This is a genomic window from Lentzea chajnantorensis, from assembly GCF_054300775.1.
The window spans coordinates 7,246,333-7,268,548 of the sequence record NZ_JBSDZT010000002.1 but is presented as its reverse complement, the minus strand read 5'-3'; the positions used below and the strand labels follow the sequence as shown (position 1 = coordinate 7,268,548).

At 71.3% G+C, this 22,216-nt stretch carries 26 protein-coding genes and 1 pseudogene; 16 read left to right on the top strand and 11 right to left on the bottom strand.

Annotated features, from left to right (window positions below; all coding sequences use genetic code 11):
- Positions 1–287: 287 nt before the first annotated feature.
- Positions 288–845 (bottom strand): ester cyclase, encoded by a 558-nt coding sequence (locus ACVDFE_RS34875; RefSeq protein WP_458433456.1) that lies wholly within the window; start codon positions 843–845, stop codon positions 288–290.
- A gap of 73 nt (positions 846–918) precedes the next feature.
- Between ACVDFE_RS34875 and ACVDFE_RS34870 the strand changes: the two genes are divergently transcribed.
- The 5 genes and pseudogenes from ACVDFE_RS34870 (at position 919) to ACVDFE_RS34850 (ending at position 6,131) form a co-directional block, all read left to right on the top strand.
- Positions 919–1,581, top strand: a complete 663-nt coding sequence (locus ACVDFE_RS34870; protein WP_360402159.1) for a TetR/AcrR family transcriptional regulator — start codon at positions 919–921, stop codon at positions 1,579–1,581.
- A 25-nt stretch (positions 1,582–1,606) separates the two neighbouring features.
- Entirely contained in the window at positions 1,607–2,437 is an 831-nt protein-coding gene (locus ACVDFE_RS34865; RefSeq protein ID WP_458433455.1) for a phosphatase PAP2 family protein, read from the top strand.
- Between the two features lie 94 nt (positions 2,438–2,531).
- Positions 2,532–3,390: pseudogene (bla, locus tag ACVDFE_RS34860) on the top strand (class A beta-lactamase).
- Positions 3,391–3,553: 163 nt separating this feature from the next.
- Entirely contained in the window at positions 3,554–5,251 is a 1,698-nt protein-coding gene (locus ACVDFE_RS34855; RefSeq protein WP_458433454.1) for a cellulase family glycosylhydrolase, read from the top strand.
- A 1-nt stretch (position 5,252) separates the two neighbouring features.
- Positions 5,253–6,131 (top strand): NAD-dependent protein deacetylase, encoded by an 879-nt coding sequence (locus tag ACVDFE_RS34850; RefSeq protein WP_458433453.1) that lies wholly within the window; start codon positions 5,253–5,255, stop codon positions 6,129–6,131.
- Here ACVDFE_RS34850 and ACVDFE_RS34845 read toward each other — a convergent pair.
- Both ACVDFE_RS34845 and ACVDFE_RS34840 read right to left on the bottom strand, forming a co-directional pair.
- Positions 6,120–6,479, bottom strand: a complete 360-nt coding sequence (locus ACVDFE_RS34845) for an RNA-binding S4 domain-containing protein (protein ID WP_458433452.1) — start codon at positions 6,477–6,479, stop codon at positions 6,120–6,122. The genes ACVDFE_RS34850 and ACVDFE_RS34845 overlap by 12 nt on opposite strands.
- A 66-nt stretch (positions 6,480–6,545) precedes the next feature.
- Positions 6,546–6,890 carry an STAS domain-containing protein gene (locus tag ACVDFE_RS34840; protein WP_360398763.1) on the bottom strand — a complete coding sequence of 115 codons (345 nt, stop codon included), beginning with the start codon at positions 6,888–6,890 and terminating at the stop codon, positions 6,546–6,548.
- 280 nt (positions 6,891–7,170) lie between these two features.
- On the opposite strand from ACVDFE_RS34840, the gene ACVDFE_RS34835 reads away from it, so the two are divergent.
- From ACVDFE_RS34835 to ACVDFE_RS34825, 3 genes are all read left to right on the top strand, one after another.
- Positions 7,171–8,838, top strand: a complete 1,668-nt coding sequence (locus tag ACVDFE_RS34835; protein ID WP_458433451.1) for a peroxidase family protein — start codon at positions 7,171–7,173, stop codon at positions 8,836–8,838.
- 58 nt (positions 8,839–8,896) lie between these two features.
- The gene (locus ACVDFE_RS34830) at positions 8,897–9,358 is read left to right on the top strand and encodes a hypothetical protein (RefSeq protein ID WP_458433450.1); all 462 of its coding nucleotides are present in this window, start codon (positions 8,897–8,899) and stop codon (positions 9,356–9,358) included.
- Between the two features lie 111 nt (positions 9,359–9,469).
- Positions 9,470–10,018, top strand: coding sequence for a hypothetical protein (locus tag ACVDFE_RS34825; RefSeq protein WP_360398754.1), 549 nt, complete (start codon positions 9,470–9,472; stop codon positions 10,016–10,018).
- A gap of 12 nt (positions 10,019–10,030) precedes the next feature.
- Here the strand turns inward: ACVDFE_RS34825 and ACVDFE_RS34820 are convergent, their stop codons facing one another.
- The 4 genes from ACVDFE_RS34820 to ACVDFE_RS34805 all read right to left on the bottom strand — a co-directional run bounded on the left by ACVDFE_RS34820 (position 10,031) and on the right by ACVDFE_RS34805 (position 11,660).
- Entirely contained in the window at positions 10,031–10,621 is a 591-nt protein-coding gene (locus ACVDFE_RS34820) for a nitrile hydratase subunit alpha (RefSeq protein ID WP_360398751.1), read from the bottom strand.
- Positions 10,614–10,883: an SH3-like domain-containing protein gene (locus ACVDFE_RS34815; RefSeq protein WP_458433449.1), complete on the bottom strand. Its 270-nt coding sequence runs from the start codon at positions 10,881–10,883 to the stop codon at positions 10,614–10,616. The genes ACVDFE_RS34820 and ACVDFE_RS34815 overlap by 8 nt, the downstream gene beginning before the upstream one ends.
- Entirely contained in the window at positions 10,876–11,127 is a 252-nt protein-coding gene (locus ACVDFE_RS34810; RefSeq protein ID WP_360398745.1) for a hypothetical protein, read from the bottom strand. Before ACVDFE_RS34810 ends, ACVDFE_RS34815 begins: the two co-directional genes overlap by 8 nt.
- An 89-nt stretch (positions 11,128–11,216) precedes the next feature.
- Positions 11,217–11,660, bottom strand: coding sequence for a helix-turn-helix domain-containing protein (locus ACVDFE_RS34805; protein ID WP_458433448.1), 444 nt, complete (start codon positions 11,658–11,660; stop codon positions 11,217–11,219).
- A 48-nt stretch (positions 11,661–11,708) separates the two neighbouring features.
- On the opposite strand from ACVDFE_RS34805, the gene ACVDFE_RS34800 reads away from it, so the two are divergent.
- From ACVDFE_RS34800 to ACVDFE_RS34770, 7 genes are read left to right on the top strand one after another with little or no spacing between them, the layout of a single operon-like run.
- The gene (locus ACVDFE_RS34800; RefSeq protein ID WP_458433447.1) at positions 11,709–12,899 is read left to right on the top strand and encodes an MFS transporter; all 1,191 of its coding nucleotides are present in this window, start codon (positions 11,709–11,711) and stop codon (positions 12,897–12,899) included.
- 7 nt (positions 12,900–12,906) lie between these two features.
- Positions 12,907–13,938 carry a substrate-binding domain-containing protein gene (locus ACVDFE_RS34795; protein ID WP_458433446.1) on the top strand — a complete coding sequence of 344 codons (1,032 nt, stop codon included), beginning with the start codon at positions 12,907–12,909 and terminating at the stop codon, positions 13,936–13,938.
- Between the two features lie 33 nt (positions 13,939–13,971).
- The gene (locus tag ACVDFE_RS34790; protein WP_458433445.1) at positions 13,972–15,270 is read left to right on the top strand and encodes an ABC transporter substrate-binding protein; all 1,299 of its coding nucleotides are present in this window, start codon (positions 13,972–13,974) and stop codon (positions 15,268–15,270) included.
- A complete protein-coding gene (locus ACVDFE_RS34785) occupies positions 15,267–16,145 on the top strand; it encodes a carbohydrate ABC transporter permease (protein WP_360398730.1) in 879 nt (292 codons plus the stop codon). The genes ACVDFE_RS34790 and ACVDFE_RS34785 overlap by 4 nt, the downstream gene beginning before the upstream one ends.
- Positions 16,142–16,975: a carbohydrate ABC transporter permease gene (locus ACVDFE_RS34780; RefSeq protein WP_458433444.1), complete on the top strand. Its 834-nt coding sequence runs from the start codon at positions 16,142–16,144 to the stop codon at positions 16,973–16,975. Before ACVDFE_RS34785 ends, ACVDFE_RS34780 begins: the two co-directional genes overlap by 4 nt.
- Positions 16,972–17,922 carry a hydroxyacid dehydrogenase gene (locus ACVDFE_RS34775; protein WP_458433443.1) on the top strand — a complete coding sequence of 317 codons (951 nt, stop codon included), beginning with the start codon at positions 16,972–16,974 and terminating at the stop codon, positions 17,920–17,922. The genes ACVDFE_RS34780 and ACVDFE_RS34775 overlap by 4 nt, the downstream gene beginning before the upstream one ends.
- The gene (locus tag ACVDFE_RS34770) at positions 17,919–19,625 is read left to right on the top strand and encodes a DUF2264 domain-containing protein (RefSeq protein WP_458433442.1); all 1,707 of its coding nucleotides are present in this window, start codon (positions 17,919–17,921) and stop codon (positions 19,623–19,625) included. The genes ACVDFE_RS34775 and ACVDFE_RS34770 overlap by 4 nt, the downstream gene beginning before the upstream one ends.
- Here the strand turns inward: ACVDFE_RS34770 and ACVDFE_RS34765 are convergent.
- A complete protein-coding gene (locus ACVDFE_RS34765; protein WP_360398718.1) occupies positions 19,608–20,009 on the bottom strand; it encodes an SAM-dependent methyltransferase in 402 nt (133 codons plus the stop codon). The two genes, ACVDFE_RS34770 and ACVDFE_RS34765, sit on opposite strands and share 18 nt — an antisense overlap.
- A 72-nt stretch (positions 20,010–20,081) precedes the next feature.
- The gene (locus ACVDFE_RS34760) at positions 20,082–20,480 is read right to left on the bottom strand and encodes a VOC family protein (protein WP_458433441.1); all 399 of its coding nucleotides are present in this window, start codon (positions 20,478–20,480) and stop codon (positions 20,082–20,084) included.
- A gap of 274 nt (positions 20,481–20,754) precedes the next feature.
- Between ACVDFE_RS34760 and ACVDFE_RS34755 the strand changes: the two genes are divergently transcribed.
- On the top strand, positions 20,755–21,183 hold the full coding sequence (locus ACVDFE_RS34755) for a hypothetical protein (RefSeq protein ID WP_360398713.1): 429 nt from the start codon (positions 20,755–20,757) through the stop codon (positions 21,181–21,183).
- A gap of 52 nt (positions 21,184–21,235) precedes the next feature.
- Here ACVDFE_RS34755 and ACVDFE_RS34750 read toward each other — a convergent pair whose 3' ends face one another.
- Complete coding sequence (locus tag ACVDFE_RS34750; protein ID WP_360398711.1) at positions 21,236–21,613, bottom strand: PH domain-containing protein; 378 nt, start codon at positions 21,611–21,613, stop codon at positions 21,236–21,238.
- A gap of 45 nt (positions 21,614–21,658) precedes the next feature.
- Entirely contained in the window at positions 21,659–22,204 is a 546-nt protein-coding gene (locus ACVDFE_RS34745) for a DUF6886 family protein (protein WP_458433440.1), read from the bottom strand.
- Between the last annotated feature and the right edge of the window lie 12 nt (positions 22,205–22,216).

The following is a 22,216-nucleotide window of genomic DNA, read 5'->3' as shown; positions in this document are numbered from 1 at the left end:
CTGCGTGCGGAAACGTTCTCACGCTGCCACCGCACTGAGTTGGTTGTAGTTACAGGAGGATGACAACGTCGTCAGATCACCCTAACTACCGCCAACCGGCCGGCGGTCGCCCGTGAGAGCGCGACCATCAAGGTCGTGAACGCCACGGAAACGATGGCTCCCGATCGCCACGACCCACCACCACCGACTCGAGCCCGCGTGCGGCAGCCTCGCCCGTCACACTTCACCACCAGCGGAAACAAGGTGGAAAAGGCTCGGTACTTGCAGATGCCGGCAGAAGCAGGTGGTCAGAGTGCGGGTGGGGTGGTGGCGGTGAGGCGCGGGTCGGGTTTGCCGCCGGACATCGCGAGCATGCCCCTTACCACCTTGAGCAGCTTCGCGAGCCCGCGCGGTGAGCGCCGGTCGATGCCGCTGATCACCTGTTTGAGGACGGTCAGCTGGTCGAAGTAGACGCGTTCGGTGACCAGGTTCTCGTCCTCGTCGAACACGAAGTACGCCGTCATGCGCGTGCGGTGCCTCCCGCCCGTCGGCGGGATCTTGCCCAGCGGCCCGAGGTGCGTGCCCAGCAGCCAGAACTCGACGATCACCGCGTCGTGGCTGTGCCGCAACGCGATCAGCTCGTGGTCCTGGTCGGGGAACGCCGTGCGCGTGTCGGCGTAGTACCGCCGCACGTCCTCGTCGCCGTCGTGCACGACCATCTGCGCGATGAGCTCGTAGTGCGGGTGCGGGAACGTCGAGAGGGTCGCGTCCCAGTCGTGCACCACCTCGTCGTGGAAGTGGTCGAGCACGAGCTTCTCGCGCGCCTTCAGGACCTCTTCACCGGGCATGTCGAACCGCGATCGCATGTCTCTCCTCCATTTACCCACGGTGTGGGTTAAAGTAGGTCCACGGCGTGGGTTCGAGCAAGGGGTGGTGGGCATGACCCGTCGGGGCAGGCCGCCCAAGGGCGCCGCCGTGCTGTCGCGCGCGGCGGTCGTGGCGGCGACGTTGCAGGTCCTGGACGCGGAGGGGACGGCGGCCGTGGGCATGCGGTCGGTCGCGCGCGTCCTCGGGGTCGACCCGAAGAGCCTCTACAACCACGTGGCCGGCAAGGACGACCTCCTCGACGCGGTCGCCGAGCACCTGCTGGCCGGTCTCGCACTGCCCGCACGCACCGGCGACCCCCGCCACGACCTGCACGCCATCGCCGACAGCTTCCGCACGCGGGCCCTGGAGCACCCGCAGGCCGCGCCCCTCGTGCTGACCCGCCAGCTCGGCTCGCTGGAGGGCCTCGCCCCGGTGGACGCGGTGCTGACCGTGCTGCTCGACGCAGGCGCACCGGCCGCGGAGGCCGTCCACCTGCTGCGGATGCTGCTCGCGACGCTGGTCGGCACCCTGCTGCGCGAGGTGGCAGCGGCCCCGGCGTTCGGCGACCCGGACGGCTCCCGCGCGGAGGTGCTCGCCGGCTCCGGTCTGCCCGCCGTGGCGGCGCTCGCCCCGCAGCTCGCGCGGTTCGACCGGCGCGCCGAGTTCGACTACGGCGTGATGCTCGCCGTCACGGCCGTGCTCGACCGCATCGCCGATCTTCGACAGGCGAGTTGATCAGAACAGCAGCAGACTCCTGCGCGTGAACTCTCGACGCTGGCCGGTGGTGGCGGTCTCAGGTTTCGTGGTGGCGGCGGTCGTCTACGTGCTCGCCGTGCTGACCAGAGCCGGTCAGACCATCGAGAACGCCGCCCTGCGCGGCGCCGACCAGGACGACGTGTCCGAAACGGACGCCGCCTGGCAGGCGCTGGGGGACATCACCGTCTACTCGCTCGCGGCGGCCGTCGTGGCCGTGGCGCTCGTCGGGGTCCTGCGCAAGCGCTGGGACCTGGCCGTCGCCGCCGTCGGGGTGATCGTCGCCGGGCAGGCCGTGGTGCAGGTGCTCAAGCGGTTCGTGCTGCCGCGGCCGGCGCTGGTGCAGGTCACCGGCGACTACGCGCACAACAGCCTGCCCAGCGGGCACACGACGATCGCCATGACGGTGCTGTTCGCGGCGGTGATCGTGGTGCCGTACCGGTGGCGGGGCGTGATGCTGTTCTTCGTCCTGCCGTGGGCGGTCGGCATCGGGCAGTACACGCTGGTCGCGAAGTGGCACCGGCTCAGCGACACGCTGGCCGCGGACGCCATCGCGCTGGCGGTCGCGGCGCTGGCGTCCTGGTGGCTCGCCAGAAGGGGAGCGCTCGAACGGTACGAGGGGCCCAGCAAGAAACCACGCGTGGTGCTGGTCGTGTTCTGGGCGCTGGGCGGCCTGGTGTCGCTCGTGCTCGGCGTGTTCCTGTGGGCGGTACCGCTGGCCAGGGAGGGGCTCGGCGCGGACGAGTGGGTGATCTACCTGGGCGCGGGGTCGCTCGCGTCGGCCGGGTCGGTCGCGGCGGCGCTCACGTTCCTGGCCTGCTGGCGGCGCGTCTGCTGACCGCCGGGCAACCAGTTGATCTCCAGCGCGTCCTGGTGGGCGAGGGGTTACGTGGAAAGGGGACAATGCGTTGGGAGTCAACCGTCGGGTAGCGCTGGCGTTGGGGGCGGGGGCCGCACTGGCCGTCGCGGTGCCCGCGCAGGCGCAGGCCTCACCGATCACCGGCCGGCTGCGGGACCTGGAACGGCAGCACGGTGCCCGGCTGGGCGTCTTCGCGAGCGACACGGGAACCGGCAGGACGGTCCTGCACCGGTCGAACGAGCGCTTCCCGATCTGCTCGGTGTTCAAGACGCTCGTCGCGGGGGCGGTGCTGCGGCGCGACCAGGACGGCGCGCTGCTCGGGAAGGTCGTCCGCTACACCTCCGCGGAGGTCGAGAAGTCCGGCTACGGGCCCATCACCGGCAAGCCGGAGAACCTCGCGAACGGCATGACCGTCAGGGCCCTGTGCGAGGCCACCATCACCTACAGCGACAACGCCGCGGCCAACCTCCTGCTGCGCGAGCTGGGCGGCCCGAGCGCCGTCACCCGGTTCTGCCGTTCGATCGGCGACCCGGTCACGCGCCTGGACCGCTGGGAGCCCGAGCTGCAACTCCGCCGAACCGTGGCAGGAGCTCGACACGACCTCGCCGCGGGCGATCGGCCAGTCCTACGCCCGCCTGACCGTCGGCCACGCGCTCGAACGGCCGGACGCCCGCCAGCTGACCGACTGGCTGCTCGCCAACACCACCGGCGCCAACCGCATCCGGGCCGGCCTGCCCGGTGAGTGGCGGCTCGGCGACAAGACCGGCACCGGCAGCTACGGCACCACCAACGACGTCGGCATCGCCTGGCCGCCCGGCCGCGCGCCGATCGTGATCGCCGTGCTGGTCACCAAGCCGGAGGACCCGAAGGCCGGGGCGGACGAGCCGCTGGTGGCCCAGGTGGCGGGGCTGGTCGCGGACGCGTTCAGCTGATCGGCGACGTTTCGGTGCAGCCGGGGTGGCGCGGAGCCGTTCGTTCCGCGCCACCCCGCTGCTCAGAGTGCTGCTCAGAGGGCTGATCGGCCGCTGGTCCGGTCCGACCGCATCCGCTACGGTCCAACATGAACCTCGTTCATGTTCGGCAAAGGCGGCGGCGATGCGGCGATCGGTTCTCCTGGCTGTGCTGTTCCTGTTCTCCTCCCTGGTCACGCCCGTGCGCGCGGAGTCGTTCGACGGCACCGAGCTGCGCGTCTCCGGCGGGGTCCTGCGCGACGAGCACGGCCGCGAGGTGGTGTTGCGCGGCTTCAACGTCTCCGGCACGGCCAAGCTCGCCGAGCACCGCGGCCTGCCGTTCGCCACCACCGCGGACGCGCGCCGGTCCGCCGAGCTGATGAAGCGGCTGACCGGGGCGAACGCCGTGCGGTTCCTGCTCACCTGGGCGTGGGTCGAACCGCAGCGCGGCCGGATCGACCACGGCTACCTGCAGCGGATGACCGAGCAGCTGCGCGCGTTCACCGGCCAGGGCCTCCGGGTCTACCTCGACTTCCACCAGGACCTGTACTCGCGGTACCTGTTCAACCCCGGCAGCTGGTACACCGGCGACGGCGCACCGGCGTGGGCCGCGAGCGGGTACCCGCAGGAGTCGTGCGGCCTCTGCTTCCACTGGGGGCAGAACATGAAGAACAACACCGCGGTCACCGCCGCCACCCACGACTTCTGGCACAACCGCAACGGCGTGCAGGACTCGTTCATCGCAGCCGCGGGCGAGGCGCTGCGACACGTGCGGGAAGCGTTGCCCGCCGCCGAGTTCAAGCTCGTCGCCGGCGTCGACCCGCTCAACGAGCCGTACGCCGGCCGGTACGACCAGGGCCAGACCTCGCAGACGTGGGAGCGCGACCTCCTGATGCCGTTCTACCGGCGGTTCCGCGCGGAGATGGACGCCGAGGGCTGGGCGCACAAGGCGGCGTTCGTCGAACCGCTCGTGTTCTGGAACCAGAACGTCGACTTCTTCGCCGAACCCGGCGGTCTCACGCTCGTGCCCGCCCTCGGTGAGCGGTTCGTGTTCAACTCGCACTTCTACGACGGCAAAGCGCAGTCCGGCGTCCTCATGCCCGGCAAGGCGTCGGACGGTCAGTACGTTTCGGCGTTCAACACCATCCGCTCCCGCGCGCAGGCTCTCGGCACCACGGCCATCGTGTCGGAGTTCGGGCACCCGGTCGCCGGCTTCACCTCCGACAAGAACGCCTCGGTGCTCAAGGCGATGTACCAGGCCCTCGACTCCACCGCGGCGGGCGCGCAGTGGTGGTCGGCGCCGCGCGGCACCGTGGTCTCGGGCAGCCAGTGGCACTGGGACACCGGCTACGACCGCCACCACGAGCTGATGAACGACAACCCGGACAAGGTCAAGACCGAGGGCGACGCCATGAACGACGAGCACTTCTCGGCGATCAGGCTCGACGCGGCCGGCACCCCGGTGTTCACCGTCGACCGCGCGGTCGTGGACCGCGTCTACCCGCAGGCCGTCGCGGGCACCACGCTCGCGTTCACCTACGAGGACCGCGTGCACCAGACCTGGCAGCAGATCCCGTTGCCCGCCGTGCGCGCGCTGGTCGGCTCGGCGCCGTTCGCGGTCCTGGTCTGGGACTCGACCGGCGGCCCCGCACCGACGGAGGTGCACCTGCCGGAGTCGCTGCGCTCGCCGCTCGTGGTCAGCTCCGCGAACGCCGCGGTGAACGGGGACGAGCTGCTCCTCACCGGCGGCCCCGGACGGCAGTTCGCACTGGTCACGGCCCCGTCGGCGGGCAACGTGGCCGCAGCGGAGGCCGAGCTCCGCCAGTGGCACGTAAGCTGGTGACGTGCGGACACGGCCCACGCTGACCTGGTCGCCTTCGGGCCCTCCGTTGCCGCGCACCTCCGACCTCACCGAGGTCGTGGGTCTCGTCGAACGCGGCGGGGTCCTGGTGCTCAGCGGCGCGGGCCTGTCGACCGAGTCCGGCATCCCCGACTACCGCGGCGAGGGCGGCTCCCTGCGCCGGCACACCCCGATGACCTACGAGGAGTTCACCACCAGCGCCGCGGGCCGCCAGCGCTACTGGGCGCGCAGCCACGTCGGCTGGCGCACCATCGCCCGCGCCCACCCCAACGCGGGCCACCACGCCGTGACCCGGCTGGACGAGCGGCTGTCCGGCGTGATCACCCAGAACGTCGACGGCCTGCACCAGGCGGCGGGCACCCGCGACGTCGTCGAGCTGCACGGCGGCCTGGACCGGGTGGTCTGCCTGGGCTGCGGCCTGCTGTCGCCGCGCGCCGAGCTCGACCGGCGGCTGCGCGAGGCGAACCCGGACTTCGCCGCCACCACGACCGAGATCAACCCCGACGGCGACGTGTTCCTGCCCGAGGAGCAGGTGCGCGGCTTCGCGGTCGTCGACTGCCCGGCGTGCGGCGGTGTGCTCAAGCCGGACGTCGTGTTCTTCGGCGAGAACGTCCCGCGCCCGCGCGTCGAGCAGTGCTACGACCTCGTCGCCGGCGCGAAGTCGTTGCTGGTGCTGGGTTCCTCGCTGACCGTGATGTCGGGCCTGCGGTTCGTCCGCCGCGCAGCCGAGGCCGGGCTGCCGGTCGCGATCATCAACCGCGGCGAGACCCGCGGCGACCGGTACGCCACCGTGCGGGTCGACCTGCCGCTGGGCTCAGCGCTCACCGAGCTCGCCGACGCGGTGGAGCGCCTAGCCCTGTGACCGGAAGCGGTCGAGCACCCGGCGTTCGCGCTTCGTCGGCCGCCCGGCACCGCGTTCGCGCTGCGCCACCACCGGCACGTCCTTCGGCGGAGGCGGCGTGCGGTCGATGAAGCACGTCGAGGCATCCGCGGCACCGACCCGTTTCTGGATCACCCGCACGACCTCGACGATCTTCGTCCGGTCGCCCACGCGGGCCCGCACCTCGTCACCGGGCACGACGACCGTGGAGGGCTTGGCCGGCTTGTCGTTGATGCGCACGTGCCCGCCACGGCACGCGGCGGCGGCGTCGGGACGGGTCTTCGTCAGCCGGACCGCCCACAGCCAGCGGTCGATGCGCGTGGACTCCACCCCGCCATCATGGCATCCCGGCCGATCCGATGTGCGCGGTCCGCTCCCGGCCCGCCAGCCGGGCGGTCAGGACCGGACGGCCGCCGCCTGTTCGTCCACAGTGGACTGAAGTCCGAACATCCGCGCCAGACCGGAGATCTCCAGCACCTTCAGCACCTGCGGCGAGGCCTCCGAGATCCGCAGCCCGCCCGCCGCCGAGGACGCCCGCGCGTGCCCGCGGACGAGCGCGCTCACCCCGCTGGAGTCGCAGAACTCGACGCCGCCGAGGTCCAGCACCAGCCGCCGGTGCCCCTGGTCGAGGAGCCGGTCGAGCCGGGACAGCAGGCGTTCCGCGCCGTTCTTGTCGAGCACCCCGGCCACCGTGAGCAGCGTGGAGACACCGGACGACGCCGTGGTCGTGACAGAGAGCATTCTGGTGGGTACCCCGTGCCGCGGGCTCCCAATCCCCATTCACTGAAAAGATTCCAGGTCGCCCGGCGCGGCGTCTGAAGATCTTTTCGAAAAAAATCATTCCGACCGCCTCGTATCCGCTGCGTGACGACATTTTGGTTTTCCTCGAAAGCTTCGACGGTGTTTTCCACCGTCTGGAGACTGGCGTTGGGGCAGGTGCTTGTTGGGGAGAACAGGTCGCCTGGATCAGGGGAACACAGGGGGACACATGAAAAGGCATTCGCGCGACAGTTTCTTCGTCGTGGGCGAAGGTGTGCTGGAATTCGGCGAGAACGGCGAGGCCACCACCCGCCGGCCCTCCACGACGGAGGAGCTGCGGCGGTTCCGGTTCTCGCGCCTGGGGCCCAAGGGCACCGGGACGAGCGAGGAGCTGCGGGTGGCGCTCGCGACCGCGATGGCGCCCGGCCCGGCCGTGGCGCAGCCCGACTCGGAGGACCCGGCCGTGCCGGCGGGGTTCACCTACCTCGGGCAGTTCGTGGACCACGACCTCACGATGGACCGCACCGAGGCGCAGCTGGGCAGCGAGGTCAACCTGGACGAGCTGTTGCAGGGCCGCTCGCCAGCGCTCGACCTCGACTCGGTCTACGGGCGGGGGCCGCGTGACCGCGACGACCGGGTGTTCTACGCCGAGGACGGGGTGAAGCTCAAGGTCGGCACCACGACGCCGGTGCCGTTCCCGGACGAGGGCACCAACGTGCCGTTCGAGGGCTTCGACCTGCCGCGCCGCGGCGGGGACGCGGGCACGGCGGCGGACCGGCGGCTGCCGCTGATCCCGGACGCGCGCAACGACGAGAACCTGGTGGTGGCGCAGACGCACCTGGCGTTCATCCGCTTCCACAACCGGGTGGTCGACGAGCTCGCGCTCACCGGCCTGACCGGGGAGCGGTTGTTCCGCGCGGCCAAGGAGCTGGTGGTGCGGCACTACCAGTACATGCTGAAGACGGACTTCCTGCCGCGCATCGTCGACCCGGCGATCGTGGACGACGTCTTCACCAACGGCCGCCGGTTCTTCGAGGTGCCCGGCCGCTGCCACGGCCGCGACAACACGCCGACGATGCCGATCGAGTTCTCGGTCGCGTCGTACCGGCTGGGGCACAGCATGATCCGCGGCGCCTACCAGTGGAACCGGGTGTTCAACTCGACCGGTCCCGGCGGGATCGCGACGCTGTTCGCGCTGTTCACGTTCACCGGCGTGGCGGGCAACTTCGACCCGAGCTCGCAGACGCCCGCCGACCTCGACGACGTCAACCGGGGCCCGATCTTCACGTTGCCCAGCAACTGGATCGCGGACTTCCGGCGGCTCTACGACTTCGCCGAGGCCGGACGCGACGACCTGGTGCCGCCCGCGGAGATCGGTGGCGGCAACGTCGCGAAGGAGATCGACACGCTGCTGGTCAACCCGCTCACCGCACTGCCGGCGGGCACGTTCGGCGGCCGCGGCACGCAGTTCCGGGACGTCGAGCGCAACCTCGCGTTCCGGAACCTGACCCGCGCCGGCATGATGGACCTCGCGAGCGGCCAGCAGATGGCCGGGCTCATGGGCGTCGAACCGCTCACCGCCGAGCAGCTCCTGACCGGCGGACCGGGAGGCGTGTCGCTCGACGCGCTGACCGACGAGCAGAAGGCGGAGCTCGTCGAGGCGACGCCGCTGTGGTTCTACGTGCTGCGCGAGGCGGAGCTGAACAGCGGGCGGCTGGGACCCGTCGGAGGCCGCATCACCGCCGAGGTGTTCCACCGGGCCATCGAGGGCAGCCGGATCTCGATCGTGCGCTCGCCGTACTGGCGGCCCACGCTCGGACCGGACAGCTCGACGTTCCGGATGGTCGACCTGCTGCTGTTCGCGTTCGAGGGCAAGGTGGACCTGCTGAACCCGCTGGGCGACCCGGTCGCCGGGCCGTCCGGCGCCTGATCCCCCTCGTTCCTCCTGTCTGGCCGGGTGGTGGCAGCCAGACAGGAGAGGGAGATCGATGTTGCGTCCAGGAATGACCCGCCGGCACAGCGCGGAGGAAAGGCTCACCCGGTTCGCGGGTGAGGCCGGCACACCGCTGCTGCGCATCGGACTGGGGATCGTGTACCTCTGGTTCGGCGTGCTGAAGCTCTTCCCCGGTGGCAGTCCCGCACAGGACCTCGTTGAACGCACGGTGTCCGCACTGACGTTCGGGATCGTCCACGGGGACCTCGCGAGGGTGACGGCCGCCCTCACGGAGATCGCGATCGCGCTGGTGCTGCTGAGCTTCCGCGTTCCCCTCGTGAGCGCGGCACTGCTCGTCGGTCACGTCGTCGTGGTGTCGACACCGCTGGTGCTCTTCCCCGCGGAGATGTGGGCGGGACCGGTGCAGCCGACGTTCGAGGCCCAGTACGTCCTCAAGAACCTGGTGACCATCGCCGCCGCGGTGGTCATCGCCTCATCGCACTCGCGGGTGCGGTGACGCGGAGCCGCTCGGCCGCAGGGGCCGGGCGGCTCCTCGCGTTGCGGGCCGGGGGACTGCTTTGCGGCGATCGGACGCGCGCGCCGGCGTTTTGTGCAAGAGTCTGCGGTCATGGGCAAAGTGCTGGGGGCACTGGTCGGACTGCTGTGCTGCGCCGCGTGCGCGCCGACGGTGGAGGTCGTGCCGACACCACCGCCGGACCCGCCCGGCCTGACCGTGGCGGTGACCGGGCCGTGCAAGGTCGAGGAGCAGATCCCGGAACCGGTCGTCGAGCAGCCGCCCGCCGCGCCCCTCGACGGGCCGACCGCGGGTGTCGGCCCCGACGTCGCACCGCACAACGCGGAGAACAACAGGTGGAAGCAGCGCAAGTCGCTGCCCGCCGACGGGGTGCAGGCCGGCCGCGACCTGATCAAACGGGTCCTCCCGGCACTCGAACCGATCTGCGCAGCCGGAGACCTGTCCGCCGCTCCCGTCCGCAAGGCGCTCGCCGAGCACCGGCCCCACGTCGAACAGCGGCCGACGCTGGTGTTCTTCTCGATGGAGACGAGGGCGGGACAACGGGTCACGTGCCTGAACGGCGACCTGTCGGCGGGCGTGATCCGGTTGTTCGTGCAGGGCACCACCGGTGAGGGCAGCTGCGTCGAGCCCGTGTCGCACTAGTCCCTGACTGCTTCAGACGGCTGCGGTGCCGATCAGGCCGTTGCGCGTGACCAGCGCCCGCAGTTCGTCCTCGCCGAGGTGCTCGGTACCCGCAGGGCGCCGAGGCAGCACGAGGTACCGCGTCTCGGCGGTCGCGTCCCACACCCGGATCTCGACGTCGTCGGGCGGGACGAACCCGAACTGCGCGAGCACCTCACGCGGGTGCGTGACGACTCGCGAGCGGTAGGCCGGGCTCTTGTACCAGGTGGGCGACGGCCCGAGCAGCGCGATCGGGTAGCACGAGCACAGCGTGCAGACGACCACGTTGTGCACGTCCGGCGTGTTCTCGACGACCTTGAGCGCCTGCACCTGAAGACCACTGCTCATGGACAGGCCGATCGCCGGCAGGGCGGCGTTGGCGTCGTCGAGCAGCCTCGCCTTGAAGTCCTCGTCGACCCACGCCCTGGCGACCACCCGGAACCCGTTGGCCGGCGAGGCGTTCGCCGTGAACGCCTCCAACGCGCGGTCGAGCTCCCGCGCGTCCAGCAACCCCTTCTCCTCCAGCAGCGCTTCGAGCTCGCGCACCTGCGCCGCGATCGGGGCGTCGTCGTGATGGTCAGTCATCGCTGAGGTAGTCCTCCCACAAGGACAGCGTCACCGTGTGATCGCCGTGCCCGAACAACTCCCGCGCCGTGAACCGCACCGCGTACACCGGCTGCGGCGGCACGTCCAACCCCCGCGCCCGGTCATCGGCCAACGGGTGCGCACCTTCACTGCCGACCACCGTCCCCCGCTTGCCGCGCGCGTAGTGCGGCAGCCGCGTGTGGTGGTCCGGGTCCACTGTGGACGTGCGGACGCGCGCGCCCATCCCGTACCGCTCAGACATGGCCCTTCTCCCGCAGCAACGTCCCGATCGCCCGGAACCAGTTCTCGTAGTAGGACGACTCGTGCGACATCGTCCGCTCGACCGCGTCCCGGAACTCGTCGAGGTTGTAGATGCCGCGCCCGATCAGCGACCGGTTCATGGCGAGCACGTGGGCCTCCCAGTCGTGGTGGAACGGCGGTTCGTCCAGTTCCTCCTCGACGGGGCCGAACGTGGTCTGGCCGCCGACGTCGTTGAGCCTCGGCATCTGTGCTCCCTCCTGGGCTTGGGGGCGATTCTGCGCTGTTGGGGCTGTGTTGGGGAAGTGGGAGCTGTGTCGCGTGAGGTGACACCCGCTCACGCCGGATGGCGCGCAATCAGCACCAGCGCATCCAGCACCCGCCACCAGTCCTGCTCACCGCCGTCCACCACCCGCGCAAGCCCCGCCAACGCCGTGATCACGTCACCCGGATCGGCGTCGAGCTCGGCCACCGCCCGCCGGAACCGCTCGGTGCGCCGCAGCCGGACCAGTGACGGCGGCAGCGCGGCCGGCCCCGGAGCTGCCCGGGCCGGGGCGCCGAACTCGATCCGCAGCGTGGTGCCCAGCGCCGTGGCCAGCCGGGTCAGCGCGCCGGCTGTGGGGTTGCCGCGGTCGTTCTCCAGGTTCGCGATGTAGGGCACCGAGAGGCCGGCGTCGGCGGCCACCGACGCGACCGTGCGGCCGGTGGCCTGGCGAAGGGCGCGCAGGGTTGAGCCCAGAGAGCCCGGAGAGTCCGACGAGTCCGCGGAAGAAGCGTTCACACTGCCTATCTTGACAGAACACTCCAGGGCTGTCTCTATCTTGTGAGTATGAGCGCCTGGGGGCTTCGGGATTTCCGGCTGTTGTGGGGTGGGCGTGCGGTGAGCCTGCTCGGGTCGTGGCTGTTGGTGGTGGCGGTGCCGGCGCACGTGTACGCGGTGACCGGGTCGGTGGTCGCGACCGGGCTGGCGTTGGCGGCGGAGCACCTGCCGGCGTTGCTGCTCGGCATGTGGGCCGGAGTGGCGGTCGACCGGTGGGATCGGCGGCGGGTCATGGTCGTGGCCGATCTTGTGCGGGCCGGTGCGGTTGCGGGGATGGTGGTGGGCACGCCGGCCGCGATCTACGTGGCGGTGGTCGTGGAAAGTGCCGGGGCGGTGGCCTTTCGGCCTGCGGCGCAGGCCTTCGTGCCGGCGGTGGTCGGGGTGGGGGAGCGGCTGACGAGTGCCAACTCGTGGAACGCCGCCACCGACGGCGTCGTGCGGTTGGCGGGGCCGCCGTTGGGTGGGGTGTTGCTGGTGTGGGCCGGGTTCGAGGCGTTGGTGGTCGTCGACGTCGCCAGTTACCTGGTGTCGGCGGGTGCGATCGCGCTGACGAGGGCGCGGTCGGTGGCAGGGGTGGCGAAGCCTGGGCTGCGGGAGGGGATCAGGGTGCTCGCCGGGGTGCCGGTGGCGCGGGTGCTGTTGCCGTTGAGCGGGGTGTTCCTCGCGGCGAACGCGTCGTTGTCGGCGGTGCTGGTGCCGTTCGGGGTGCGGGAGCTGGGAGGTGCGGCGCAGGTCGGGGTGGTGTTGTCGGCGCTGGGGATCGGGTTCCTCGCCGGGGCGGTGGTCAACCGGTGGGTGGGCCGGGCGCAGCCGCGGGCGGTGCTGGCGGTGGCGCAGCTCGGGGTTGCGGCGGGGTTCGTCGGGTTGTTCACGGCGGGCGGGACGGTGGGTGCGGCCGGGGCGGCGGTGGTGGTCGGGGTGTGCGGGTCGGTGGCGCTGGTCGTGCCGCAGACGGTGCTGCAACGGGTCGTGCCCAACGGGTTCCTCGGGCGGATCGGCGCCGTTTTCCTGGTGGTGGAAGCGTTTGCGACGGTCGTGGGTGCGGTCGCGGGGCCGTTGATCGCCGAGGGCACGTCCGTGCGGACGGCGGCGTTCGTGGCGGCCGGGGTCACGGCGGCCGGCGCGGTTGCCGGTGCGGTCGCGACACCGCGGGTTATGCTCCCGGCAAACGGTCAAACGATCAGAGAAGTGGCGCGGTAGGAGGCCCATGCGCGAGGTCGGCGAAGTGCGCAGGCAGCGAATCCTGGCCGTGGTCGCCTCACGCGGTGCGGTGCGGGTGAGCGACCTCGCGACCGAACTGGACGTCTCGGTCGTCACCGTGCGGCGCGACGTCGAGGAGCTCGCGCAGAGCGGGCGGCTGCGGCGCGGGCACGGCGTGGTGCGGTCACTGGTGCCGGTCGCGCAACCGGTGGTGCACCAGCAGGTCAACGGCGCGGTCGCGCTGGTCGTCCCGGAACGGCACACCTACCTGTACGAGACGATGAACGGTGCCCGCAAAGCCCTCGAGGAGGCCGGCCTGCGGGTGGTGCTGCACATCGCGCCGCAGGTCAGGGGCGCGGAGCGGCCGATCGTCGAACGGGCGCTGCAGGAACCCGTGCAGGGCCTGCTGATCGCGCCGCGGTGGCGGACGCACGAGGAGGAGCTCGCCGACTCGTGGCTGGCCGGGACCGGCGTGCCGACCGTCCTCATGGAACGGCGGCCGGGCGGGGCGCTGCGGGCCATGAGCTCGGTGTGCTCGGACCACTGGTACGGCATGCAGCTCGCCGTCGAGCACCTCAGGGCGCTCGGGCACCGGCGGGTCATCTTGGCCGCGCGGGACGACAGCCCGACGGCGCGGGCGTTGCGGAAAGCGTTTGCCGAGATCACCCGCGAGGGGCTCGACCTGGCGGTCGCGATGGGCAGTGACCCCGGGCTCGGCCTGGTGGAGGTCGTGAAGGCCCGCAAGGCGACCGCGATGGTCCTGCACGGTGACGTGGACGCGCTGATCCTGGTTCAACAGCTGGTCGACGCCGGGGTGAGCGTGCCGGGCGGGGTCTCCGTCGTCGCCTACGACGACGTGGTCGCGGCGCTCGGCAGCATCCCGCTCACCGCCGTCGCGCCACCGAAGACCGAGGTCGGGCGGGTGGCCGCCGAGCTGCTGCTGAGGAAGCTGCGCGGGGAGAGCACGACCGGCGAACGGATCGAGCTGCTGCCCGAGTTGAAGGTCCGGTCATCGACTGAGCGTTTGACCGTTTCTTGACGCAAAAGCGATCAGGCGATCAGGATGCGTCGTATGCGCCTGAGTCGTCGCACGCTCCTCGCGGCGGGTCTCGCGGCACCACTGGCGGCCTGCTCCACTCCGCAACGCCGCGGTGCCGGAGGTCCGGTAGAGATCACTTTCTGGTCGGCACTGCGCGGTAGTCAGCAGGTCGTCGACGCGTTCAACTCCTCGCAGAACCGCATCAGGGTGGTCTTCCAGCAGATCCCCTCCGGCGGTCAGGGCGGCTACGCGAAGCTCAGCAACGCCGCCCGCGCCGGCAACGCGCCCGACGTCGCGACCATCGAGTACCCGCAGGTCCCCGGCTACGCCATCGACGGCGTGGCCCGCGACATCACCGACCTCGTCACCGACCGCGTCAAGCGGAAGCTGCTGCCCCAGGCCCTCAAGCTCACCACGTTCGACGGCCGCGTGTTCAGCGTTCCCCTCGACGTCGAGCCGATGGTCCTGCACTACCGCGCCGACCTGTTCGCGGAAAGCGGTTACCAGCCGCCGCGGGACTGGGACGAGTTCACCGCACTGGCGCGGAAGGTCAGGGCCGGCCACCCGCACCGCCGGCTCGCGCTCTTCCCCACCGACGGCGCGACGCAGTTCGCCTGCTTCGCCTGGCAGGCCGGTGCGAAGTGGTTCGACACCAGCGCGGGCAGGTGGCAGGTCAGCCTCGCCGACGGCCCCACCCGCAAGGTCGCCGGCTACTGGCAGGGCCTCATCGACGAGGACCTCGTCTTCCGCAACGCCGCCGACAGCAAGCAGCACGACGCCCAGCTCGGCCAGGACCTCGTGCTGACGCGGCTCAGCGGCGCCTGGGACGCCGGCGCCCAGATGCGCGCCCGCCCCGGGCAGAAGGGCAAGTGGCGCATCGCCCCCATGCCGATCTGGGACCGGCCGCACGTCGGCACCCACGGCGGCTCCACGTTCGCGGTCACCAGGGACTGCCGGGAACCCGAGGCCGCCATGGAGTTCATCGAGTGGCAGACCACCCACCCCGACGCGCTCACCGCCCGCCTCAAGAGCGGCACCAGCAGCCAGTACCCGGTGGCACCCGGCCTGGTCGAGGCGGGCGCCAAGGCGTTCCCGAGCGACTACTACGGCGGCCAGGACGTCTACCGGCTCTTCAAGCAGGAAGCCGACAAGATCCTCGACGGCTGGGTGTGGGGCCCGCGGATGACCGCCACCCAGAAGGTCATGCAGGACGGCTTCGCCAGGGCCGGCGCCGGCGAAGGCACCCTGCTCGACGCCGTCAGGGAAGCCCAGAGCGGCACCATGCCCGACCTCAAGGCGCTCGGACTGTCCACAGAGGAGGTCGACCGGTGAGGAGCAAGCTCGCCTGCGCCGTCCTGATGGCGCCGTTCTTCCTGCTGCTGACCACCGTCTTCCTCATCCCCACCGGCACCGCGGTCTGGCTGAGCTTCTTCGCCCAGGACCAGCCCGGCCTCGGCTTCGGCCCCGAGAGCACCGTGTTCGTCGGCCTGCGCAGCTACGCCGCCGTGCTCAGCGACCCCACCTTCCGCTCCGGTCTGCTCACCGTCGTCCTCTACTGCCTGATCTACCTCCCGGTCATGGTCGTCGGCGCGCTCACCCTCGCGCTCCTGCTCGACTCCGGCGTCGCGAAGCTGCGCGGCTGGGCGCAGATGGGCCTCTACCTGCCGCACGCGGTGCCCGGCATCATCGCCGCGCTGATCTGGCTCTACCTCTACACCCCCGGCCTCAGCCCGATCATCGACCTGTTCGCCCACGCCGACGTCCGGATCAACTTCCTCGGCATCCACACCGTCCTGCCGTCCATCGTGAACATCGCCCTGTGGTCGAACCTCGGCTACAACATGGTGATCTTCTACGCCGCGCTCCAGGCCGTGCCGCGCGAGGTGCTCGAAGCCTCCGTCGTGGACGGCGCCGGACCGGTCAAGCAGGCCATCCGGATCAAGACACCGCTGGTCAAGGCCGCGATCGTGACCGTCTCGATGTTCACGCTCATCTGGGCGTTGCAGCTGTTCACCGAACCGGTGCTGCTCAGCCAGTCCACCCCGGTGATCAGCGCCCGCTTCTCGCCCAGCATGTACATCTACGACGCCGCCTTCACCCGCAACAACTACGGCCTCGCCGCCGCCGCGTCCGTGGTGCTGCTGGCGTTCACGGTCGCGCTGTCCTACGCCATCACCCGCTGGACCAACAGGAAGGCGGCCCGATGACCCTCCTCGGCCGCACCGCGGTCAACGCGGTCGTCGGCATCTCGGTCCTCTACACCCTGCTGCCGGTGCTGTGGCTCGTCCTCGCCGCCACGAAGAACGTCGACGCGCTGTTCCAGAGCGACCTGCTCTCGCTCAGCGACTTCTCCTTCGCTGACAACGTGAAGGAGCTCTTCGCGATGGACAAGGGCCTCTACAGCCGCTGGTACCTGAACAGCGTCCTGTACGCGGTCGTCGGTGCCGCCGTCAGCGCGTTCGTCTCCATCGCCGCCGGCTACGCGTTCGACAAGTACGCGTTCCGGCACAAGGAGAAGCTGTTCGCCCTCGTCCTCGCCGCCGTCATGGTGCCGCAGACCGTGCTCGCGCTGCCGCTCTACCTGATGGCGTCCGAGGCCGGGCTGGTCAACACGTTCTGGGCGGTGTTCATCCCGGTGCTGTTCAACCCCTTCGGCGTCTACCTCGGCCGCATCTTCAGCCAGGGCTACGTTCCCGACGAGGTCTTGGAGGCCGCCCGCATCGACGGCGCCGGCGACCTCGGCACCTACTTCAAGGTCGCGCTGCGCATGCTCGGCCCCGGCGCGGTCACGATCTTCCTGTTCCAGCTCACCGCGATCTGGAACAACTTCTTCCTCCCCATGGTCATGCTGTCCGACCAGAAGCTCTACCCGGTCAGCCTCGGCCTCTACCAGTGGAACAGCTCCGCCACCGTCAGCCCCGAGTACTTCCCGGTGGTGATCACGGGATCGCTGCTGGCCGTCCTGCCGCTGATCGTCGCCTTCCTGCTGCTGCAACGGTTCTGGCGGGCCGGCCTGACCGCGGGAGCGGTCAAGTGAGGGCCGCCGCCGCGATGTCGGCGCAGGCGCAGGCCGCCGTCCTCGCGCCCGTGCTCGACCGGCTCCGGCAGCTCTGCGACTTCGGGCCGGTCACCGGGGACCTCGACGACCTGCCCGACGTCGACCTGCTCGTCACCGGCTGGGGCTGCCCGCCGATCACCGAACAGGTGCTGCGCCGGTTGCCGAGCCTGAAGGCGATCGTGCACACCGCCGGGTCCGTCAAGGGCTTCGTCACCGACGCCTGCTGGGACCGCGGCATCGCCGTGTCCAGCGCCGCGCCCGCCAACGCCGTGCCGGTCGCCGAGTACGCGCTCGCCATGATCCTGCTGAGCGGCAAACGCGTGCTCGAACGCGCCCGCGACTACCGCGAGACCGGGCAGATGGGGCTCTACGACGTCCCGGGCACCGTCGGCAACTTCCGCACCACCGTCGGCGTCCTGTCCGCCTCGCTGGTCGGCAGGCGGGTGGTCGAACTGCTGCGCCCGCACGACTTCCACGTCCTGGTGCACGACCCGTTCGTGTCCTGTGTGGACGGTGCCGAGTCCGTGTCGCTCACGGACCTGTTCCGCCGCAGCGACGTCGTCACCGTGCACACCCCGCTGCTGCCCGAGACCAGGGGACTGGTGAGCCGCGAGCTGCTCGGCCTCCTGCGCGACGACGCCGTGCTCATCAACACCGCCCGCGGCGCCGTCGTCGACCAGGACGCGCTCGCCGAGGAGGCCGGCCGCATCCGGGCCGTGCTCGACGTGACCGACCCCGAGGTCCTGCCGCCGGAGCACCCGCTGTGGCACAACGAGAACGTGCTGATCACCCCGCACCTCGCCGGGTCGCAGGGCAACGAGTGGGGCCGCCTCGCCGAGCACGCCGTCGCCGAGGTCCGCAGGTGGGCGGGCGGCGAACCCTTCGCCACACCGGTACCGGCCGAACGACGGGAGCACATCGCGTGAGCCTCAGCCGCGAGCACTGGGTCCGCACCGCCGACGACCTGCTGGCCGCCGCCTGGCGGCACGCCTCACCCGACAACGCCTTCCTCGACCTGCCCGGGCGGCCCTCGCGCAGCGGTGTCCGCTCCGACGGCTTGGAGGGTTACGCGCGGACGTTCCTCGCCGCCGCCTTCCGCACCGCCCACGGTGAGGACCCGGACAACCTGCTGGAGCGCTACGCGGCCGGCCTCACCGCGGGAACGGCGGGGGAGTGGCCCGCGATCACCGACGTCGGTCAGCCGATGGTCGAGTCGGCGTCGGTCGCGCTCGGCCTGCGCCTCACCAAGCCGTGGCTGTGGGACGGGCTGAGCGAAGCCCAGCAGGACCGCGCCGAGGCGTGGCTGCGGGAAGCGCTCCGGCACGTGCCCGCCGCCAACAACTGGTATTTCTTCCCGTACACCGTCGCGTCGTTCCTCGACGCCGTGGGCAGGGGAGACGCCGAGACCCGCCAGGCGCGGCACCGCGCGATGGAGCTGCTCGAAGGCTGGTACGTCGGCGACGGCTGGTACTCCGACGGCGACGGCCGCGCGTTCGACCACTACAACGGCTGGGCGCTGCACCTCTACCCGGCGCTGGACGCGCACCTCGGCGGCACACCGGTCACCACCCACCTCGGGGAGCACCTGGAGAGCTTCGCCCTGCTGTTCGGCGCGGACGGCGCCCCTGTCTACTTCGGACGGTCGCTCACCTACCGCTTCGCCGCCTCGGCCGCGATCGCCCTCGGCGCGGTCACCGGCGAGACGCCGCTGAGCCCAGGCCGGTCCCGCGACCTGATCGGCCGGAACCTCCGCTACTTCCTCGACCGCGGCGCCCTCACCGATGGCCTGCTCAGCCTCGGCTGGCACGGCCCGCACGAGGCGTCGCTGCAGCCCTACTCCGGTCCCGCCTCCCCGTACTGGGCCGGCAAGGCGTTCGTCTGCCTGCTCGCCGGACCGGACCACCCGCTGTGGACCGCACCGGAGGAGCAGGCCGACGAGGAGGACCGCGTGCTCGCACTCCCGGGACCGGGGCTGCTCGTCCAGCGGCACAACGGCATCACCCGGCTGCACAACCACGGCAGCGACCACGTCCGCCCGTTCGAGGGCGAGCACGCGACCGACGACGACCCGCTCTACGGCCGCTTCGCCTACTCGACCGCCACGGGCCCGACCGCGCGGCACAACACCGCCGACAACCACCTCTGCCTCACGGTCAACGGCGACCGCAGCGTCCGCCGCCGCATCCAGCCGCTCGGCGCGCGGGACAACTGGGCCGCCTCCGCGCACCGCCCGGTGTTCGACGCGCACCAGCCGATGGTGCCCGGCCTGCGGGTCGAGAGCGTCACCGCCGTGTGGGACGACCAGGAGCTGCGCATCCACCGGGTGGTCGGCGCCCCGCCCGGCACCCGCGCCGAGCTCACCGGCTGGGCCACCGACCTGCCGTCCGCGCTCGTCCCGGTCGCCGGCTGGACCGGCACCGCACGGCACAAAGCACCGCAGGGCACCGCGTTCACCGCCGCCCCGGTGGTCCCGGCGCTGACCGCGGACGTCCAGGGCACCGTCACGCTGGTGGCCGTCGCCGTGCTCAACGGCGTGGTCGACGAGACCGCCGACTGGCGGGCCAGGGCCGAGGAGGTCCTGCGGCAGAGCCTCGACGCGCCGCGCGGCCCGTCAGGGGAGCCGCGCTGAGGCGACACCGGGCTCGTCGAAGAACGACAGCACGCGCGCGTCCGGTGCCAGCCAGGGCCGCACCAGCTCGTGCGCACGGCCGGGGTCGCGGTGGAACAACCCGACCCTGACCGCGAAGACCAGGTCGAACCGGCGGTCGCCGAGGTCCGCGTCCTCCAGCGAGGCGATCAGGAACTCGGCCCTGCCGGACGCGACGTGCGCCGCGTTGCGCCGGGTCGCGGCCTCCACCATCTTCACCGACCGGTCGATCGCCGTGAGCGTCCCGGTGGACAGCAGCTCGCACACCAGCCCGGCGGCCACGCCCTGGCCGCAGCCGATCTCCAGCACCCGGTCGCGGGGCCGGACGCCGAGCCGGCCGACCACCCGGCGCAGACGCTCGCTCATGGTCCACATGATGCGGCAGCGCGGCGGGCGGGGCCACCGCCGCGACCCGGTGGGAGGACCTCGCCGGACCGGTCAGCCGAGGTTGACCATCCACCGCACGCCGAAGCGGTCGGTGAGGTCGCCGTACTCGTCACCCCACATCTGCTTCTCCAGCGGCGTCCCGACCTCGCCGCCCTCGGACAGCCTCTCGAAGTAGGTGCGCAGCACCTCCTCGTCACCCGACAGGGACACGGTGATGGTGTCGCCGGGCTGGTGGTCCATTCCGGGCGGCGTGTCCGAGGCCATGATCGTGTAACCGGCCTCGGTCTCCAGCTGGGCGTGCATGACCTGATCGGCCTGCGGCGTGTCCCGCATGCCGAACTCGCCGAAGGTGCTCACCTTCAGCTCGCCGCCGAAGACCGAGTGGTAGAACTCCATGGCCTCGCGGGCCGAGCCGTCGAAGCGCAGGTACGGGTTGAGGCGAGTGGCCACCGGAATCGCTCCTCACGAAGAGACGGACCCGCATACTCGCAAAGCCCTGCCATGCCGACAACCTGAAGCACGCCGCACCGTGCCAGCCGTGCGAACGTGGCCACGCGGTGCCGCGCCCGAGGTGACAACGTTGGCAGGACCGTGGAGACGACGTGGTCCTCGTGCTCGGGACGGCGGCAGAACTCTTTCAAGATTTTTCGCGGCGCGTGTCGATCCGGTGCCGGTGCCGTTCGACGCATCAGTGGAAGGACACGACATCCTGGAGGGAATCACCATGAGCGCCACGACCGCCACCGCCACCCGCAAGTTCGCCGTCGGCCGCTACGCCACCGCCGTGACGCGGGTGCTGACCGGGTTGCTGTTCGCGACGACCGGCCTGAACGGCTTCCTGATGTTCCTGCCCGCACCGGACCCGAGCACCATGGCGCCGGGTGGTGTCGCGTTCACCGGGGCGTTGTACGCCACCGGGTACATGCTGCAGCTGACCGCCGGTGTCGAACTCGTCGCCGGCGTGCTGCTGATGGTCGGCCGGTTCGTGCCGCTGGCCCTCGCACTGCTGGCGCCGGTGGTGGTGAACATCTTCCTGTTCCACGTCTTCCTGGAGACCGGCGGCCTGGTGACGGCACTGCTCGTCGTCGCCGCCGAGATCGGTCTGGCATGGGCGTACCGCGACCGGTTCCGCCCGATGCTGCAGGCCCGCTAGGGCTCACCGCAGAACGGGTTCCCGCGCCGCCGGTGTCCACACAGGACACCGGCTACCGTGCGACGAAAGCGGCCAGCAGGGCCTGCACCTCGTACACGTCCACGCCCTTGCCGAACTGCTTGGCGATCGGCGCGTCCGCGCCGGAGACCCAGATCTTCAGCTCCGCGTCGAGGTCGAAGTGGCCCGCGGTCTCCACGCTGAACTGCGTGACCGCCCGGTAGGGGATCGAGTGGTACTCGACCTTCTTGCCGGTCATGCCCTGCTTGTCGACCAGGATCAGGCGCCGGTCGGTGAACACGAAGGCGTCGCGCAGCAGCTGGTACGCCGCGTGCACCTGCTCGCCCTGGGCCAGCAGCCGGCCGAACTCCTGCGCGGCCGCCCTGGGGTCGAGCTTGGAAGCGTTGCCCATCATCCCGCTGAGAAGTCCCATGCGTCCACGTTTACCAGGCTTCCCGGGAACTCGTCCGCACGCTGGTCACCCCACCGGCCGGGCGTTGCCCAACCGGATGCCGCTCCACCCGAGGGTGCTCCCGCGCACCGCGGCCCAGAACGGCTGCAGCGCCGGCAGCACCCGCAACGAGATCTCCGCTTCCTCGTGCAGCTCGAACAGGTCGCCCACGCGTTCGGGCGGCCCGAGCGGCTCGACCGGGACCGTCGCCACCACCGCGTGCCCCGGCCCCTCGCCCTGCTCGCCGAACGGGCGGAACGGCCCGGCGTCGAACCGGTAGGCGTAGAGCACCACCGTCCGCATCCGCTCCAGCCAGCCGTACTCGACGGCGTGCACCCGGTCGCCGCAGCCGGGCCCGATGACCCGGTCGCGGTCCCCGGCGGTCGTCCCGTCCACCACCCAGGCCAGCACCCGCGGGCACTGGCGCGGGAACCAGTAGTCCGGCGACCGCTCCGCGTCCACCGCCCACACGTACTCGCCGGACTGCCGCGCGGTCGCCGCCAGGTGCGGCACGAACCGCGTGATCGCCGGGTCCTCGGAGAAGTGCAGAACCTGTCCGCGTTCAGGGCGCATGTGGTCATACTG

Bases quoted from the DNA above. Each gene is read 5' to 3' on its own strand.
- ACVDFE_RS34875 (WP_458433456.1), bottom strand. From the start codon at position 845: ATGCGATCGCGGTTCGACATGCCCGGTGAAGAGGTCCTGAAGGCGCGC.
- ACVDFE_RS34870 (WP_360402159.1), top strand. From the start codon at position 919: ATGACCCGTCGGGGCAGGCCGCCCAAGGGCGCCGCCGTGCTGTCGCGC.
- ACVDFE_RS34855 (WP_458433454.1), top strand. From the start codon at position 3,554: ATGCGGCGATCGGTTCTCCTGGCTGTGCTGTTCCTGTTCTCCTCCCTG.
- ACVDFE_RS34840 (WP_360398763.1), bottom strand. From the start codon at position 6,890: ATGCTCTCTGTCACGACCACGGCGTCGTCCGGTGTCTCCACGCTGCTC.
- ACVDFE_RS34830 (WP_458433450.1), top strand. From the start codon at position 8,897: ATGTTGCGTCCAGGAATGACCCGCCGGCACAGCGCGGAGGAAAGGCTC.
- ACVDFE_RS34825 (WP_360398754.1), top strand. From the start codon at position 9,470: ATGGGCAAAGTGCTGGGGGCACTGGTCGGACTGCTGTGCTGCGCCGCG.
- ACVDFE_RS34820 (WP_360398751.1), bottom strand. From the start codon at position 10,621: ATGACTGACCATCACGACGACGCCCCGATCGCGGCGCAGGTGCGCGAG.
- ACVDFE_RS34815 (WP_458433449.1), bottom strand. From the start codon at position 10,883: ATGTCTGAGCGGTACGGGATGGGCGCGCGCGTCCGCACGTCCACAGTG.
- ACVDFE_RS34810 (WP_360398745.1), bottom strand. From the start codon at position 11,127: ATGCCGAGGCTCAACGACGTCGGCGGCCAGACCACGTTCGGCCCCGTC.
- ACVDFE_RS34800 (WP_458433447.1), top strand. From the start codon at position 11,709: ATGAGCGCCTGGGGGCTTCGGGATTTCCGGCTGTTGTGGGGTGGGCGT.
- ACVDFE_RS34795 (WP_458433446.1), top strand. From the start codon at position 12,907: ATGCGCGAGGTCGGCGAAGTGCGCAGGCAGCGAATCCTGGCCGTGGTC.
- ACVDFE_RS34790 (WP_458433445.1), top strand. From the start codon at position 13,972: ATGCGCCTGAGTCGTCGCACGCTCCTCGCGGCGGGTCTCGCGGCACCA.
- ACVDFE_RS34780 (WP_458433444.1), top strand. From the start codon at position 16,142: ATGACCCTCCTCGGCCGCACCGCGGTCAACGCGGTCGTCGGCATCTCG.
- ACVDFE_RS34765 (WP_360398718.1), bottom strand. From the start codon at position 20,009: ATGAGCGAGCGTCTGCGCCGGGTGGTCGGCCGGCTCGGCGTCCGGCCC.
- ACVDFE_RS34755 (WP_360398713.1), top strand. From the start codon at position 20,755: ATGAGCGCCACGACCGCCACCGCCACCCGCAAGTTCGCCGTCGGCCGC.
- ACVDFE_RS34750 (WP_360398711.1), bottom strand. From the start codon at position 21,613: ATGGGACTTCTCAGCGGGATGATGGGCAACGCTTCCAAGCTCGACCCC.
- ACVDFE_RS34745 (WP_458433440.1), bottom strand. From the start codon at position 22,204: ATGCGCCCTGAACGCGGACAGGTTCTGCACTTCTCCGAGGACCCGGCG.